Origin of the sequence: Rhizobium sp. 268 (assembly GCF_036571585.1) — a bacterium.
Classification (GTDB): domain Bacteria; phylum Pseudomonadota; class Alphaproteobacteria; order Rhizobiales; family Rhizobiaceae; genus Rhizobium; species Rhizobium redzepovicii.
In genome coordinates, this window is sequence record NZ_JAPPSO010000016.1 from 1 (window position 1) to 14,358 (window position 14,358).

At 59.9% G+C, this 14,358-nt stretch carries 14 protein-coding genes, 1 tRNA gene and 1 pseudogene; 6 read left to right on the forward strand and 10 right to left on the reverse strand.

Annotated features, from left to right (window positions below; genetic code table 11):
• Positions 1-319: 319 nt before the first annotated feature.
• From OS035_RS26760 to OS035_RS26770, 3 genes are all read right to left on the reverse strand, one after another.
• Positions 320-3,721, reverse strand: coding sequence for a TM0106 family RecB-like putative nuclease (locus tag OS035_RS26760; RefSeq protein WP_331814251.1), 3,402 nt, complete (start codon positions 3,719-3,721; stop codon positions 320-322).
• A 123-nt stretch (positions 3,722-3,844) separates the two neighbouring features.
• Positions 3,845-4,111 (reverse strand): hypothetical protein, encoded by a 267-nt coding sequence (locus tag OS035_RS26765; RefSeq protein ID WP_331814252.1) that lies wholly within the window; start codon positions 4,109-4,111, stop codon positions 3,845-3,847.
• A 1,177-nt stretch (positions 4,112-5,288) separates the two neighbouring features.
• Positions 5,289-5,364: transfer RNA gene (locus OS035_RS26770), tRNA-Ile, on the reverse strand.
• A gap of 220 nt (positions 5,365-5,584) precedes the next feature.
• Between OS035_RS26770 and OS035_RS26775 the strand changes: the two genes are divergently transcribed.
• Positions 5,585-5,953, forward strand: a complete 369-nt coding sequence (locus tag OS035_RS26775) for a response regulator (protein ID WP_012558426.1) — start codon at positions 5,585-5,587, stop codon at positions 5,951-5,953.
• A gap of 119 nt (positions 5,954-6,072) precedes the next feature.
• Here the strand turns inward: OS035_RS26775 and OS035_RS26780 are convergent, their stop codons facing one another.
• The 3 genes from OS035_RS26780 to OS035_RS26790 all read right to left on the reverse strand — a co-directional run bounded on the left by OS035_RS26780 (position 6,073) and on the right by OS035_RS26790 (position 7,797).
• A complete protein-coding gene (locus tag OS035_RS26780) occupies positions 6,073-6,264 on the reverse strand; it encodes a hypothetical protein (protein ID WP_003593249.1) in 192 nt (63 codons plus the stop codon).
• Positions 6,261-6,926 (reverse strand): acyl-homoserine-lactone synthase, encoded by a 666-nt coding sequence (locus OS035_RS26785; RefSeq protein WP_331814253.1) that lies wholly within the window; start codon positions 6,924-6,926, stop codon positions 6,261-6,263. The genes OS035_RS26780 and OS035_RS26785 overlap by 4 nt, the downstream gene beginning before the upstream one ends.
• Positions 6,927-7,071: 145 nt before the next feature.
• Positions 7,072-7,797 carry a LuxR family transcriptional regulator gene (locus OS035_RS26790; RefSeq protein WP_097628186.1) on the reverse strand — a complete coding sequence of 242 codons (726 nt, stop codon included), beginning with the start codon at positions 7,795-7,797 and terminating at the stop codon, positions 7,072-7,074.
• Positions 7,798-7,921: 124 nt separating this feature from the next.
• Here OS035_RS26790 and OS035_RS26795 point away from each other — a divergent pair, with 124 nt between their 5' ends.
• Positions 7,922-8,116, forward strand: coding sequence for a hypothetical protein (locus tag OS035_RS26795; RefSeq protein ID WP_097628187.1), 195 nt, complete (start codon positions 7,922-7,924; stop codon positions 8,114-8,116).
• A 333-nt stretch (positions 8,117-8,449) separates the two neighbouring features.
• Here OS035_RS26795 and OS035_RS26800 read toward each other — a convergent pair.
• From OS035_RS26800 to OS035_RS26810, 3 genes and pseudogenes are all read right to left on the reverse strand, one after another.
• Positions 8,450-8,677, reverse strand: a pseudogene (locus OS035_RS26800) (GIY-YIG nuclease family protein); the annotation flags it as partial.
• Between the two features lie 317 nt (positions 8,678-8,994).
• A complete protein-coding gene (locus OS035_RS26805; protein WP_097628188.1) occupies positions 8,995-9,234 on the reverse strand; it encodes a DUF2934 domain-containing protein in 240 nt (79 codons plus the stop codon).
• A gap of 25 nt (positions 9,235-9,259) precedes the next feature.
• The gene (locus OS035_RS26810) at positions 9,260-9,484 is read right to left on the reverse strand and encodes a hypothetical protein (RefSeq protein ID WP_183777617.1); all 225 of its coding nucleotides are present in this window, start codon (positions 9,482-9,484) and stop codon (positions 9,260-9,262) included.
• A gap of 361 nt (positions 9,485-9,845) precedes the next feature.
• Between OS035_RS26810 and OS035_RS26815 the strand changes: the two genes are divergently transcribed.
• Positions 9,846-10,229, forward strand: a complete 384-nt coding sequence (locus tag OS035_RS26815) for a hypothetical protein (protein ID WP_003593258.1) — start codon at positions 9,846-9,848, stop codon at positions 10,227-10,229.
• Positions 10,230-10,344: 115 nt separating this feature from the next.
• Positions 10,345-10,758 carry a DUF4174 domain-containing protein gene (locus tag OS035_RS26820; RefSeq protein WP_331814254.1) on the forward strand — a complete coding sequence of 138 codons (414 nt, stop codon included), beginning with the start codon at positions 10,345-10,347 and terminating at the stop codon, positions 10,756-10,758.
• A gap of 188 nt (positions 10,759-10,946) precedes the next feature.
• On the opposite strand, the gene OS035_RS26825 is transcribed toward OS035_RS26820, so the two are convergent.
• Complete coding sequence (locus OS035_RS26825; RefSeq protein ID WP_131711337.1) at positions 10,947-11,657, reverse strand: GntR family transcriptional regulator; 711 nt, start codon at positions 11,655-11,657, stop codon at positions 10,947-10,949.
• Between the two features lie 268 nt (positions 11,658-11,925).
• On the opposite strand from OS035_RS26825, the gene OS035_RS26830 reads away from it, so the two are divergent.
• Together OS035_RS26830 and OS035_RS26835 are read left to right on the forward strand one after the other, a co-directional pair.
• A complete protein-coding gene (locus OS035_RS26830; RefSeq protein WP_097628191.1) occupies positions 11,926-13,014 on the forward strand; it encodes an ABC transporter ATP-binding protein in 1,089 nt (362 codons plus the stop codon).
• A gap of 45 nt (positions 13,015-13,059) precedes the next feature.
• Entirely contained in the window at positions 13,060-14,358 is a 1,299-nt protein-coding gene (locus tag OS035_RS26835) for an ABC transporter substrate-binding protein (RefSeq protein ID WP_097628192.1), read from the forward strand.

Consider the following 14,358-nt stretch of genomic DNA (forward strand, 5'->3'; position numbering starts at 1 on the left):
TGATCTACAGCACAGGGGGGGCAAAATTGGATAAGCAAAAGGGGTCAATGTTCGGTGCTGATTGACAAAATTGCCTCCACGCGGCCATTGACGGGCTGCAAGATATTCTCTGTCGCCACCGTATGCGAAGGTGACAGGCAAAAATGCTTCTTAGGCGAAAATGGTAGACATTTCGGTTATCATGCGCATTCTTATGCGAAAATGACAGACAAAAGCGGCTCTTATGCGAAACTGAGAGACATTTTGGCTAGCGCGATCGCCTTGGGCGTACGACACCCAGAAAGGCGTGAGTTGGAGTCATTCTCCAAAGGGCCAATCTCTAAATCTCCACGACCTCAGCCATCTCGAGGTACCTGCAGAAGGCATTGGCGAGCTGCATTTGGCGAGGCGTCTTGCACTCCGCCTCGAAAAGCTCTGGCGATGCGACCAGGATGGCCATGCATTTCGCCCGGCTGATGGCCACGTTCAATCGGTTCGAACTGTAGAGAAACTCCATTCCCCGAGGTGCGTCTGCGTAGCTGGACGTGGCCGTCGAGTAAATCGCGATCGGGGCTTCTTGACCCTGAAACTTGTCGACCGTCCCGACGTGCGCGCCGGGAATGCGTTTCTGAATCTCGAACACGTGAGCGTTGTAGGGTGCGATGATGATGATGTCTCCGAGCGCCAAAGGACTGGTTACGCCCTTGCGGTCGGTCCAATACATTTGTGAACCCAGCATTGCTTCGACGATCCGAGCAACGGCGTCTGCTTCTTCGATGGAACGCGACTGATTGCCGGAATGGCGAACTGGGACATAGCGCAAGCCAGTGCCCTTAAACGGGCCTGCCGAAGCTGTCCCCTGGACGCTGCAGGCCTTCTCGGAGTCGAGTTTGCCTTCGTAGAACAGTTCGGAGTTGAAGGCCGTGATGTCGGGGTGGAGCCGCCAAGTCTTCTCGAGGAATAGACCCTGCTCAGGTGCGATGGTCTTCTGTCCCCGCAGAAGATGGTCAAGTGCGGATACTCCGGTGCCATCAGGATGGGAGCCTTGCGTTGGTTGCTCCAATTGTTGAGGATCGCCAAGGAGGACGAGTGTCGATCCTGCTTGCGAGACCGCCAGCACGTTCGCTAGCGCCATCTGCGCGGCTTCGTCCACGAACAGCACGTCAACGCTGGCTACAGTGTCCTCGCGGGCCCAGAAGAAGGAAGTACCGCCCATCAACTGCACATCGCCAGACGCGATCGCCATTACCGCCGTCCCATTGTCCACGTAGAACCGGACGTCGTCAGTGTCCTCCACCTTTGAAGAGAGTTTCTGGCCCGCTTGCACCTTGGTGCCTTCTTCCTTGGCGACCTCGATCGTTTTGTCGATCAGGTGGCGGATGACCTTGTGGCTGTTGGCCGTGATTCCGACCCGCTTACCCTGTTTCAGCAGAGTGAAGATCATATGCGCGGCCGTGAATGACTTCCCGGTCCCCGGTGGCCCCTGGATTGGAAGCACGCCACCCTGAAGCTGTGGCGCGATGCGGACCGCGCAGGTCAGGGTGTCTTCCCCATCCCTATGTAGCGGCTCTGCGACCCGAGGCGGTTGGCGCAGAAGCAGATCGCGGGCAGCTTGATTAGGTCCGTTTCCCTCTATGCCATGGTCGGCAACATACTCGCCGAGCCGCAAGAGCGAGTTTTCTTGCTCGGGGGTGCGGATGAGCGTGTGAGCAAAGACCCCGTCAGGATGGAGATCAGCGGACTTCTTGCTCTTCCTGACATCAAGCGTTCGAGCATCCTGCGAAGTCGCCACCACTTTGCCAAAGGTCTCTCCGCCGGCGGCGCGAAGCTCGTCCTCCTCACGGATTTCCGTATCCTGCATATTGAATTCATAGCGGTCGGTCGGGATACCGCCCTTTGTCCGCTCGACCGTGCCTACGAACCGCAGCCCGCCCAATGCCGCCTTTTCGTCCAGCAGTTCCTCCGCGGTCAGGTCGCAAAGCCGGAAGTACTCCCACCAGCCTGCCTTCGCCTCCCGGCGGTGCCAGCCGAGGCTGTGGGCGAGAATCCACCTCCCGTGCTCGGCGGGTGTTCTTTCCGCGGCGTCGACCGGCACATCCCGTGTCAGCCGCTCGATGAGTTCGGCGACGCGCGCGTCGCGCTCTGAGACGCTTTCGCTTGGTTCTTCACTCTCGGGGGAGGGGCGGTCGATGACGGTGCCTGAAGCGATGGCATCGGTGCGGAGCCGTTCGAGCCAGCCCCGCAATGCTTCTGTTGATCGGCAGTCGTCGTCGTTGTAGGCGGCAACCACCGTTTTTGTGTCGTCAGATATCGAGCGGCCGTCGTCGAGTTCCAAAGCCACCTGAAGTGCGGAGAGCGCGACGTTCGCATCTCTCAACGGTGTCGAGCGCTCGAATCCGTAAAACGGCTCCAACTTCTTGATCGAGTAGCTCTCGACGCTTGCCCGAATGGCACTGCGAACGACGCTGTAGAGATCGACGAGCACGTTGCCGCGCAGGAGATTGTCTACCTCGCTTTCGCGCGTGGCATAGCGCCCCATGAGCCGCTTCAATGTGGCCGGCTCATATGGAGCATAGTGATAGATGCGGAGGTTCGGGAATTGTGTGCGGCGTTCCGTGACGAAGCCCATGAACCGCTCGAAAACAACCTTCTCGGAGTTTCGGTCAAACGCCCAATCGGCAATGCGAACCAAATTGCCCGCCTCGTCACGATAATGATAGCCGAATAGGTACTCGAGCCCGTGCTCGCCGATGAAGGGATCGCCTTCGATATCGAAGAAAATGTCGCCGGGCGATGGTTCGGGCAGCCGGCAGAGCCCGGTGGCCGGTATCACTTCGAGCATTTCGAATTGCCGCTCGCCAGCCTCCCGGGCGCACACCTGGATGTGGGCCTGGGCTCTCGCTTTTTCGAAGCTCGCCGGAGAACCGCGTTCAGGCTTCCACGGCATCGGCGAGGGGAGGTCCGCGAACGCCTTTGTCGTCGTAACAGAGTGCGCCCGCAATTCCGCAATCTGGGTTTTCGATATATTGGCGACAAGGCACAGATGGTCGTCGTCGCGTCTCCGGGCATCGCACTGCTCTGCCCATCTGCAAATGTCGCAATGTTCCGTCGGCTCCGGGTAATGATCGCCCCGTCCGGCAGCCGTAGCCTCTTCGGTGGCCCTCCGCACTTTCCTGAAAAAAGCGGCAAAATCAGAGACGCGGAAGGTTTGCGGCTCGAAGTTGGACCAGGGCACAACGACATGCACAAACTCCGGCGCAATACCCTGCATAGTATGGAGAAGTTCGGCGTAGAGGCTTAGCTGCAGCACCGTACCGCCTTTGGTCTCTCGGGAGAGCTTCGTATCGATGATCTCGTACGACCATGGACCCAAGTCACTGCTTCGTTCCACCCTTCGCAGAACGTCCGCCCTCCCGATCCATCGGCCGTCGCGAAGCGCCGCCTGCACCACGATCTGCTGCCCTGAACGCATCGCGTCCATGGTCGCGCCGACGCTGTCATCGTTCACGTCAATGCCGTCTATGACGGTAGCATCGAGGCCTTGGGTTTTCAGATTATCGATGAATCCCTTTTCATGCTTCAGCCCACGCTCCCTCAGGAACTGGAGCAGCGGGTCCCAAAGGACTGGCTTGGCCAAAGCTCCTTCCGCAACCTGGAGATCGAGCGCCGTCAAATGGTGACAGCTCAGATGCCCGATCAGATCATGCGCGCTGAGGATGAGTTGAGTGCCGATTCGCTGCATGATTCAACTGTAAGGCGTGCGAGGCAGCTTGTCTAATCTTCGAGCACAGTTGAGTCGTCGCACTTGTGCAAGAGGTGGACTGGAAAGCCCAGCACCAATCGAGACGAACACTGCGAGAGGTCGTTACTCGCGAACTCCGAGACTGTCTCCGTATTTCAGGGCGAGCCGCCTGCAATCTTCGCAATCAAGCTCAATCCCGTCCAGTGTGACTGTCGCAGCCGCGGTGCTGCAAACAGACTGATCCAAGCTGGCGACACGAAGAATGGCGTTGCCAAGCAGCATATCACATGGAGCATGCTCTACTTCAGGGCCGCCGGCGCTGTGCGTGACAATACCCCGCACCGTGGCAAGCCATTTGCGCTTTCGGATGATATTTCTGTCCTCGACCATGAGCGTGCCTCTACCGGAAACCCGGTCAGCTCACCTCGAACTCACCGAGTCCCTGCTAGGAAAACCCGTTTAAGAAATCCTTGTTCCGGGGGGCGGCCTTCGTCGACGCGGCGCACGAAGCCGGCATGTATGTCCTCCACGACGACGTGGCGGAGATCAAGAAGGCCAGCTAATGGCAAATGCATCGACGGCGAAGCTGACTACCGCGCCAAGACCCGTGATGGAAAGCTGCGACACGCCTCGTACAAGGGCTTGCGAGCGCCAGGACAATGCCGCCGTTTACACAACTGACTGAAGATCGTCGCCCCTTTCAGGGAACAAAGCCCGATGCGAAATCGCCGGGCTTTGTTCGATTATATCAAATTTGGTTGTCGGGGCAGGGATTCGAACCCCGCGTCACAGCTCGAAGGCTGGAAGCAACCTCGGATACCCGAGGGATGGGGAGAGCGCCGCGCTCCGATTACGCTTACGCCCGACTGAACCATTAACTCGTAGGCCCTTGCAATTGTTCCTAATGGGATATTCTGCTTCGAAGATGGTTGTAAGCAAGGATCGCCGCCGTCGGATTTAAGTCCCGAGTGGTTTAGCAAGGGAAAACCGCTCTCCAGTTTCCTTAGGCTCCGCCTTCCTTGAAACCAACTTGTCGAGCGTGGAGTAGGGATAGACGACGTCGCGAATTGTTCCGCGTTCACTGGAAACGAGGATATACAGACACGGGGTGTCGCCATAACGCTACCATGGCGATGTGGCGTTTTTCGTCGACCGGGTGTATCATCTTCGGCAATGAGCGCGACCGCCGTTGGGGAATATGTCTACCCCACAGCTTTTTCCGCGAATAATTTCATCTGCCGGCTGGCAGCGGCGATTGCGAAAGGGCGATATTGTCGCCCAGACCGTCGCCCAATTTTCCCCGTCGTCGCCGTGGATTTTCTGGAGACCCTGTGATCGCCTGGATTCCGGAGCGGCTCGAACCGGCAACTCGCCACTTAAAAGCTCGCTGGGCGGCGGCTCAAGTCCGATACACCGCCCCTACGCCCAAATAGCGATGCTCTAACCCGTTGATTCGACGCCGTAATCCTCTATAAATAAAGACGGCGGGCGGTAGCTGTAAAGATTTCGATCCGCCGCCCAGAAACGCCGGCGAAACGGCCGGGCACTGCGAAACCCCAGGAAAAGATGGTGGGCCCGGAGGGACTCGAACCCCCAACCAAGCGGTTATGAGCCGCCGGCTCTAACCATTGAGCTACAGGCCCTTGACGCCGGTGGTGGCGCCTTGGCGCCGGAGGCCGGCGCCAGGATGCCGGGGCAATGGTTCCCGCAGCATCGGTTCGCTCTAACGCAAATTGCAGGGAGCCACAAGCGCAGAGCGCAAGCATCTGTGGACGATGCATATTTCATCGGCGCCGGTACTGGAACCTTCTCGCGCCGGCGACAATTACAGAGATTGGATTCGATGAAGGAGGGCGATCGCAGATGGTGGCGTTGAACAGTGCCGTGGTGCTTATCGTCGAGGATGAGCCGCTGATCCGGTTCAATGTTCTCGATGTGCTGGAAGAGGTCGGCCATGTGGCGCTGGAGGCGGCGAATGCCGACGAGGCGATGGTGGTGCTGAAGGGCAGGCAGGATGTCGATATCCTGTTCACCGATGTCAATATGGCGGGTACCATGGATGGCATCCAGCTTGCCAAGCGGGTGAGGGCGATGCGGCCGAATATCGGCATCATCATCACCTCGGGCATGGTGCGGCTCGACCCCATGGCGCTGCCCGCCAACACCGCCTTCCTGCCGAAGCCCTATATGCACGACGCGTTGATCTCGACGATCGATTCCCTGATGACGTGACGGCAATTCGCTGATGACATGAAGGGGCGCACAGCCGCAAAACGGGGACAGGTTTTGCGGCTGCGCGCGAGGCGCCGGGAGACATGCTCGTCTTCAGGCGTGCGGAGGGGGTCGCGCCCTCAGCTGAAGCTGCTCTTCAGCGCCTCGTTCTCGTGGTGAGCCTTCTTCTCGTAGATCGTGAACAGCGCCATCGAGAGGAGATAGGAGAGGAAGGGATCCCCGATCTGCGTGGCGATGTCGCGGGAGGCGAGCACGTGGCGCTCCAGGGCGCCGATATCTTTCTGTATTGCGGTTTCAGCGAGGCGGTTCATGCTGCCATCTCCAGGAATTGCGTCACGACCGAGCGGGCCGGGACATGTCTGACATAAAGGGGTAGGGTCAGGCCGAGGGCGGTGCGCATCTTGCGCAGCACGCGGTCCGACACTTCGAAGGCGCCGCAGCAGACGGGGTACTTGCCGTAGCCGTCTGCGCGGCCGAGTTCTTCCACTTCTGCGCCAGCGCGCTTGTAGACGCGCTTGAGATAGGGCTCGTAGTTGGAAATCATCGTATGGATGCCGTGATCGAGCGCGCATTCGCAAAGCGCAAGCAGCATCATCGAAAAGGCGCGGCCGGCGTCGATCTGAGGGAAATCCCTGGCGAGCGCCTCTTCGTCGATGCACATGCGCGTGCCCTCCCAGATGCCCGGCGCGATGAGATCGGCGGCATCGGGAAACGTCTCGCGGAAGACATCGTAGAGAAGGGTCGGGCCGGTCGTCGGCATCAGGCGCATGCCGCCGTAAAGACGCGTGCGGTTGTCGTTGCACCAGACGAGATAGGCAGGAGCCAGCGCATCGTAGCTGTCGCGTTCGTAAGGGCCGACGACAGGAACGTCCCAGCCGAGCGTATCGGCGAACACCTTCTTGCGCAGGCGAAACATCTGGTCGAGTACGGCAGCGTATTTCTGATACTCATGTGCCTGAATGATAACGAACATTTTTGCCCTCCAGCGTTTACAAGTTCGTGGAGAGCAGAATGGTTCAGGCCGGCCGGTTCGGAAATTCCCTCAGATGGGCCCCCTCAGATGAGGGGATTAGCCCAAAAGCATGAGGGCTGACGTCACGACATGCGCCGAGCAAAGACTATGGATTGATGATGCGCAATTGCACGGCCCGCGAGGCGGCGGCCGAGATGGTGGCGCAGCCGAGCTTGAAGCGGGCGGTCTTCAGATAATCGCGTGTGGTGTGCTCGGAAATGCCGAGGATGACAGAGATGTCCTTGTAATCCTTGCCGAGTGCTGTCCAGTGCAGGCACTCGATCTCGCGTGGCGACAGTGCCGGCACAGGGTCGTTCTCGCCGTGCAGCTCGTAGACGGCCTTGCGATGGATCAGGTGGGCGATCTCGATCCATTCGTTGCGGCAGCGCCGGACAAGCTCCGTCCATTCCTCGACCGGGATTCGGGCGTTCACCGACAGCAGCGCGCGGCGCTGCGCCTTGTCGGCGACGGGAATGGAATAGCCGTTGCCGCCGATGCCGTGCTTCTGGGCGTCGACCAGCATGGCATAGGCCTCCGGCGTCGGCTCGACCTCGCTCCAGTCGAAAGGCAGCTGGCGCTCGAAGCCCTGTTTGACGATCGGATCCACCTTCACATAGCTGTTCAACAGGTAACGGGAGACCCAGGCATCCGGATAGGTGGTGCGCACGAAGGGCGAGTCGATCTTGCTGGCGATCGTCTGGGCGAGATGGTAGGTGACGAAATCGAGGCCATATTGCGCCTGGAGAATGCGGATGGCAGCATCCACATTGGCCGCCGCCTTGATCTGTTCGAAGGCGGACTCGAACTTATCGCTATAGCTATTCTCGATCATTTCCACTGCCCCAATTCCCTCAATCCTACCGTGAGGACCGTCATAAATACAAGGCATCCCCACATATGCGGGGAATGACAATCCCGGCTCCGCCTGCTAGCGCCTTTCCACGAGGAGACCTCATATGGACAGCAAGCGACCCTTCGAGATTGCCGAATGCCAACAGGCCGCCAAAGGCCTGAAATCCAGCTGGCAGGACATGGCAGGCTCCGAAGCGCTGATCCGCGCGCTCGTTGCCGAACGCAACGGCGACACCCCGCTGGCGCTGTTCTGGACCGAGGTCCACAGGGCGCTTAGCGTGGAAAACAACGTTTTCTGACACGGCCCGCCCCGGCAGGGCTTTCAGGCTCTTCCCGATCTTACAGCACCGACCGGGCGCCGGGATCGGCCACGACGAGATGAAATCCGCGTCCTGCGAGCGACCACGTTTTCATTCTCATCCGTTTCCGATTTTGCGAAGAAAGTGTCGAGCGGCATTGTCGCGGGCGGGCAGAGGGAAAGCTCGTACTCCCTGGATTTGTGCCATTATGCTTGAAGAATGGTTTCCAATGGCGGCGCTGGTGTCTCGGGAAACGGCTAGACTGTGCCATTGTTGGCGCGCGCGAGCCGCAAACCCCAAGCGCCAACCTCTCTCCAACCTCATCCTTGTACGTTGCCGTTGCTGGCGCGACCAACCCTTGATCTGGCGCTCGCGGGCGATGGCGTCGATGATGCGGTCGTAGGTTTCGGTGAACACGAGTTCGACGGGAAGGCGCTTGGCGGTGTAGCCGTCATAGGTGCCGGCATTGTGCTCCCAGACACGCGCCTCGATCTCCTGCTTGGTCAGCCCGGTATAATAAGAGCCATCGCTGCAACGGAGGATGTAGATTGTGACTTCCATGGCGAGAGGCGAGCATGGGGAGCGAGTGAGCAGCAATCGTGCGGCGCTGGAGTGGCCATCCCTCGTGGTTCGAGACGGCCCTGCGTGCCTCCTCACCATGAGGGCTAGTTGTTGTGCCCTGAGGCTAGACCGTCGGCGGCAGGGCTCTGCGTTCTTGGGCGGGCAAGCCGCGCCCTCTCTCCGCCCGCATTGTTGTGCCCTGCTGCTAGGCTATCGGCGTAAGGCGCCGCAATCTCCGATGAGGTAAGCCGCAACCTCTCTCCGCCTTCATCCTGAGGTTCCCCGCAGGGGCCTCAGCAGCCAACATAAGATAGAGATCAGCCAACCTTGGTCGAAGGGTTGAGCCAATCCTGGAGCGGCAGTTCGGGCCGCGGCTGTTTCGGGCGAAATTTCACCAGCACCTCGCGGCCGTCGACGGAGGCTTGCGTGCGTTCCAGGGCATTGCGCTCGGCCACTGCCTGGCGCCAGTGTTCGTCACCGCGCCCTTCGGGACGGCCCTGTTCTTCCCAGATCGCGTAAGCTCTTTTGCTAATCCATTCGTGGCGCTTGTCGCTCATCTATCTATTCCATTCGTGAAAGGTGTTATTCGGCAATTCTGTCCTGCGGAACCGGCCCGTCGTTACGAACCGGCAGGCGCCGCTTGGCAGCCATCAGCAGGTCGAGCTCGATCGAAGAGGGCCCAAAACGGGTGAAAAGTCTTTCGGCCTGCTCGCCGCCAAGACCATATTTGGAAGCGAATTCATCAAGGCTATATGGGCGGCCGCGCAGGATTCTGCTTCGGCGCTCCGGTTCATGGATTTGCGTCATTGGTGATTACCCCAGACTGTTTTTCGAAGTGTGAGAACAAAACAAATTAAAGCGGCAAAAGTTCCGTGAATTTGCAGGGTTTTTTCGCCCCGTCGTACCATTGCGGGGCGATTTGCAGCCGCTGGCATGGATTTTCAGGAAGGGGCGTGGCTGAGAAAATTTCCACTAAAACACGCAAGAAAATCAGCGCGTTATGGAATTCGCTTCCGCAAGGGCGCAGAATTGGGCTTTACCCCAGCGCGTTACTCTATAGAATCAATAGTGTTATTCGGTTCGCAGGGGCAGCAAAACCTGCCATTCCCCGCGTTGGCGCGACCGAGACCGGAGGACTTTGGCCTCAACCCATCAAGAGGAGACAGACATGATGAATGCCCTGCCGCCACTTCATGACGGCCACGCGCCGTTTACCCTCCAGCAGCTGTTTCGCGAAGCACTTTACGCCTTCGAGGAATGGGACAGCGAATTGACCGAACCGATCGTCACCTACGAAGGACGGGTCATCCCTATCGGCTTCGTATTCGAAGCCATGCGCGAATGCACCGACATCGTGCCGATGAACATCGTCGGCGCCGTCACCGAGCGGCTGACCAAGCCGTGGGAGGGCGAAGGCCCGCTCGACCAGATGACCTTTTCGACGGCGGCGCGTGTCATGCGCGTGCTGGTGCGCAAGCGCCTGCTTGCCAACGGCACGGTCGATCTCGTCGCCGTTTCGGCCCACGCGGCCGAAGATCAGAACCGCGACTGACAGGATGAGGATCGCGGCCATGGCTGCGATCCTTTTCCGCTTCCAGGCGGAACCTCGCCCATTGCCAGCCGTTTACTGGCATGCCCGCCGCCAGTGCGGGTGAGGAATAAGCACCATGCTGAAATCCATCGTTCATGAAATCATCGGCACGCCGCGGCGTGAACCGGAACTTCCGCAGTCGCTCGAGCAGTTTCGCGACAGGAAGCGGGTGCTGATCATCTTTGCCGATGCCCAGGACGACCGCGCCGTCATCCAGGACGAATGGCTGCGGAACGCGCATATGCGTCTCATCGAGGAAGACGTCGAAGTTTTCATCATCGCCGGCGGCGGCGCTTTCTCGCTGTTCGACGATGACTCCGATCTCGATGCCGACGATGTCAGAGAGCGGCTGCAGGGCCCGCAATCCGGCGAGTTCGGGCTGATCCTGATCGGGCGCGACGGGACCGTCAAGCTGCGCTCGGATGAGCCGAGGACGGCGGAGGATATCTTCGCGGCCTTCGAGATGCTGCCGAAGCAGACGCCTTGGTAGGGCTTCGGACTGCGCGGGACTCGCGACGGCGTGGCGAAGCCGCACGCCCGGCGTCGTCCCATGCCGACAGCCCGAAAGGCATTCCTAAAGCGCGTCGCATCAAACTTGATTCATGCGACGCGCTCTAGCTCTTTGTTTCGATGCATGTCGTTATTCCGGAACCGCTGCACCCTTCCGGGGGACCTGCATTAAAGCTCGAAGGCTTCCTTGAGGCCGAGGCTCTTGCGTTCGCGCAGGTCGAGATCGGTCTCGATATGGGTGATGTGATGCAGCATCAGCTGGCAAGCGCGGTCGAGCTCGTTATTTTCGATCGCCGTGATGATCTCGCCATGTTCTGAATGGCCGCAGCTCGAGGCGGTCGACTGGCCGTAAAGGGCAATCACCAGCGACGAGCGGGCGACCAGTTCTTCCATGAAGCGTTGCATGATCGCATTGCCGGAGATCTCGGCCAGCCTCAAGTGAAAATCGCCTGACGCCTTGATCTCGGCGCGTCGCGCCGTCTGGCCGCGCTCGCTCATCAGGCGGCCTTCCTCCAGCAGAAGCTGTTTCAGCTGGCTGATGTCACCAGGCGTGATCCGCGCGGCTGCCTCTCGCAATATGCCGGGCTCGACCAGGCGGCGGGCGGCAAAGATCTGCCGGGCCTCGTCGGGCGAGGGATAGGCGACAAAGGCGCCGCGGTTCTTCTCGACGCTGACGAGACCTTCATAGGAGAGCGCCTGCAGTGCCGCGCGGGCAAGCGTGCGGCTGACGCTGAAGAGGTTGCCGACATCTTTTTCGGAGAGCTTGGTGCCGGGCGAAAGCCTGCGCTCGACGATTGCTTCGCGAATGGAATCACGGATCAGTTGTGCGCTGGTTTCGGCGGAGTCTTCGGCCTGCATGGCCTTGGCAGCGGATTTCATGAAAATCGATTTCCTGATGATCGGCAAACCATATCTGGCTTCCCGGCAAAAGTTAAACGGAATTTGTGCTCGAAGCGCCAGCAAATTGTATACGATCATCTGCATAAATTGAGGACGATAGCCTAAATCCTGTGCAGGCATCGTTTTGCTCATACTTTATCTCCCTCCGATCTACGGCAGAGAAAACCCATGATTCACAATGGGTTGAGAAGTCGTCGGCAAATTGGCACGGCAAGTGCATCGTCTTTTCCAAACAGGGGAAGGCATGATGTCGAAAGCGGCAGAGATCGATATAGTATCCGTTTCGAAGGTCTATGGGGCAACGACCGCGGTACAGGCGATCAGCCTGAAGATTCCGGCCGGCTCCTATTGCTGCTTCCTCGGCCCGTCCGGCTGCGGCAAGACTTCGACGCTGCGCATGATCGCCGGCCATGAGAGCATCTCGTCGGGCGATATCCGGCTCGGCAATACAGTCGTCACCGATTTTCCGCCGGCCCGGCGCGGCACGGCGATGATGTTCCAGTCCTATGCGCTGTTTCCGCATCTGGATCTCATCGACAATGTCGCCTTCAGCCTGAAGATGAAGGGCGTCGACAAGGCGGAGCGGCGGGCCAAGGCGCTCGACATGCTGAAGCTGATGCAGATGGAGCCCTATGCTAACAGGCGTCCGGCCCAGCTTTCCGGCGGCCAGCAGCAGCGCGTGGCGCTGGCGCGCGCACTGATCACCGACCCTGAGGCGCTGCTGCTCGACGAGCCGCTGTCGGCGCTCGATCCGTTCCTGAAGATCCGCATGCGCGCCGAACTGAAGAAGCTGCAGAAGTCGCTCGGCATCACCTTCGTGCACGTCACCCACAGCCAGGAAGAGGCGATGGCGCTCGCCGACATCATGGTCATCATGAATGATGGCCGGATCGAGCAGGCGGCTGCCCCGCGCGAGGTCTTCGAGAAGCCGGCAACCGCCTTCGTCGCCCGCTTCATGGGCGATCACAACGTGCTCAGCGGCCGGGTGACATCGAGCGAGGACGGCGTGCTCGTCATGACCGTGCCGGAGGGGCAGAGCTTTTCCGTGCGCGGGGCGGGCAGGGAGGTCGGCGAACCGGTCGATATCGGCATTCGCACCGACCGCGTGCGCTTGCAGGTGGCGAGCGAATGGACGCTCGGCTTCAACGGCGTCGTCTCCAACGTCGAATATCGCGGCTCCTCCGTGAAGATCACCGTGCTCGGCGCCGGCAGCGACGACTTCACGGTCATATCAGACGACAGCGACTATTTCGCCCGCCCGGTCGCCGTCGGCGAGACGGTCGCGCTCAGCTGGGAACTCGATGATGCCGTGCTGCTCGGCCGCGCTTCCGCATGACCAATCAAAAACCAAGACCTTCCACATCAAAAAAGGGGAACTGACATGACGACTGAAACGACATCGACCAAGGCCGCGAAGGGTCTTTCCCGCCGCACCCTGCTGAAGACGGGTGCCGCCGCCGTCGGCGCCATTGCCGGCTCCGGCGCTCTCACCGGCTTTCCCACCATCTGGGCGAAGACGAACATCACGCTTCGCCAGTTCGGCACCGGCGTTTCGAACATCAATGCCATCGCCGAGAAGTGCAAAGCCGATCTCGGCATCACTCTGGAGATGACGGCGACCGATTCCGACGCCGCCGCCCAGCGGGCCGTTACCCAGCCCGACAGCTACGACATTGCCGATATCGAATACTGGATCGCCAAGAAGGTGTTTCCGACGGGCGTGCTGCAGCCGATGGACGTCAAGAAGCTCAAATATTACGACAAGATCGTGCCGCTGTTCATCAACGGCAAATTGAAGGCAGACAGCGTCATCGCCCAGGGCACGGCGCCGCACACGGTCGGCTTCGTCGAGGCGCAGGGCTCCAAGAAGTTCGCCAAGGAGCCGACGCAGTGGATGACGATGGTTCCGACAATCTACAACGCCGATACGCTCGGCATCCGCCCGGATCTCGTCGGCCGCGACATCACCAGCTGGGCCGACATCATGGATCCGAAGTTCAAGGGCAAGACCTCGATCCTCAACATCCCGTCGATCGGCATCATGGATGCGGCGATGATCATGGAAGCCATGGGCAACATCAAATATGCCGACAAGGGCAACATGACCAAGGAAGAGATCGACAAGACGATCGAATTCCTGATCAAGGCCAAGGGCGACGGCCAGTTCCGCGCCTTCTGGAAGAGCTTCGACGAGTCGGTCAACCTGATGGCCTCGGGCGAGGTCGTTATCCAGTCGATGTGGTCTCCGGCTGTGGCCGCCGTCCGCTCCAAAGGCATCGCCTGCAAGTATCAGCCGCTCAAGGAAGGATACCGCGCCTGGGGCGGCGGACTCGGCCTTGCCTCGCATCTGAAGGGCGCCGAGCTCGACGCGGCCTATGAATATATCAACTGGTACACATCAGGCTGGGTCGGCGGTTATCTCAACCGCCAGGGCTACTACTCCGCCTGCATGGACACCGCCAAGAACTTCATGTCGGCTGACGAATGGGGCTATTGGATCGAAGGCAAGCCGGCGCAGGGCGATATCCTGTCGCCCGAAGGCAAGGTCATGGAGAAGGCCGGTGCGGTGCGCGACGGCGGCGCCTTCGAAGCACGCATGGGGGCCGTCGCCTGCTGGAACTCGGTGATGGACGAAGACCGCTACATGGTCCGCCGCTGGAACGAGTTCATCGCTGCTTGA

Excerpts from the sequence above, each read along its gene's own strand:
- OS035_RS26795 (WP_097628187.1), top strand. The coding sequence starts at position 7,922 with ATGGACAGCAAGCGACCCTTCGAGATTGCCGAATGCCAACAGGCCGCC.
- OS035_RS26815 (WP_003593258.1), top strand. The coding sequence starts at position 9,846 with ATGATGAATGCCCTGCCGCCACTTCATGACGGCCACGCGCCGTTTACC.
- OS035_RS26760 (WP_331814251.1), bottom strand. The coding sequence starts at position 3,721 with ATGCAGCGAATCGGCACTCAACTCATCCTCAGCGCGCATGATCTGATC.
- OS035_RS26775 (WP_012558426.1), top strand. The coding sequence starts at position 5,585 with ATGGTGGCGTTGAACAGTGCCGTGGTGCTTATCGTCGAGGATGAGCCG.
- OS035_RS26790 (WP_097628186.1), bottom strand. The coding sequence starts at position 7,797 with ATGATCGAGAATAGCTATAGCGATAAGTTCGAGTCCGCCTTCGAACAG.
- OS035_RS26780 (WP_003593249.1), bottom strand. The coding sequence starts at position 6,264 with ATGAACCGCCTCGCTGAAACCGCAATACAGAAAGATATCGGCGCCCTG.
- OS035_RS26835 (WP_097628192.1), top strand. The coding sequence starts at position 13,060 with ATGACGACTGAAACGACATCGACCAAGGCCGCGAAGGGTCTTTCCCGC.
- OS035_RS26810 (WP_183777617.1), bottom strand. The coding sequence starts at position 9,484 with ATGACGCAAATCCATGAACCGGAGCGCCGAAGCAGAATCCTGCGCGGC.
- OS035_RS26830 (WP_097628191.1), top strand. The coding sequence starts at position 11,926 with ATGTCGAAAGCGGCAGAGATCGATATAGTATCCGTTTCGAAGGTCTAT.
- OS035_RS26825 (WP_131711337.1), bottom strand. The coding sequence starts at position 11,657 with ATGAAATCCGCTGCCAAGGCCATGCAGGCCGAAGACTCCGCCGAAACC.
- OS035_RS26805 (WP_097628188.1), bottom strand. The coding sequence starts at position 9,234 with ATGAGCGACAAGCGCCACGAATGGATTAGCAAAAGAGCTTACGCGATC.
- OS035_RS26820 (WP_331814254.1), top strand. The coding sequence starts at position 10,345 with ATGCTGAAATCCATCGTTCATGAAATCATCGGCACGCCGCGGCGTGAA.
- OS035_RS26765 (WP_331814252.1), bottom strand. The coding sequence starts at position 4,111 with ATGGTCGAGGACAGAAATATCATCCGAAAGCGCAAATGGCTTGCCACG.
- OS035_RS26785 (WP_331814253.1), bottom strand. The coding sequence starts at position 6,926 with ATGTTCGTTATCATTCAGGCACATGAGTATCAGAAATACGCTGCCGTA.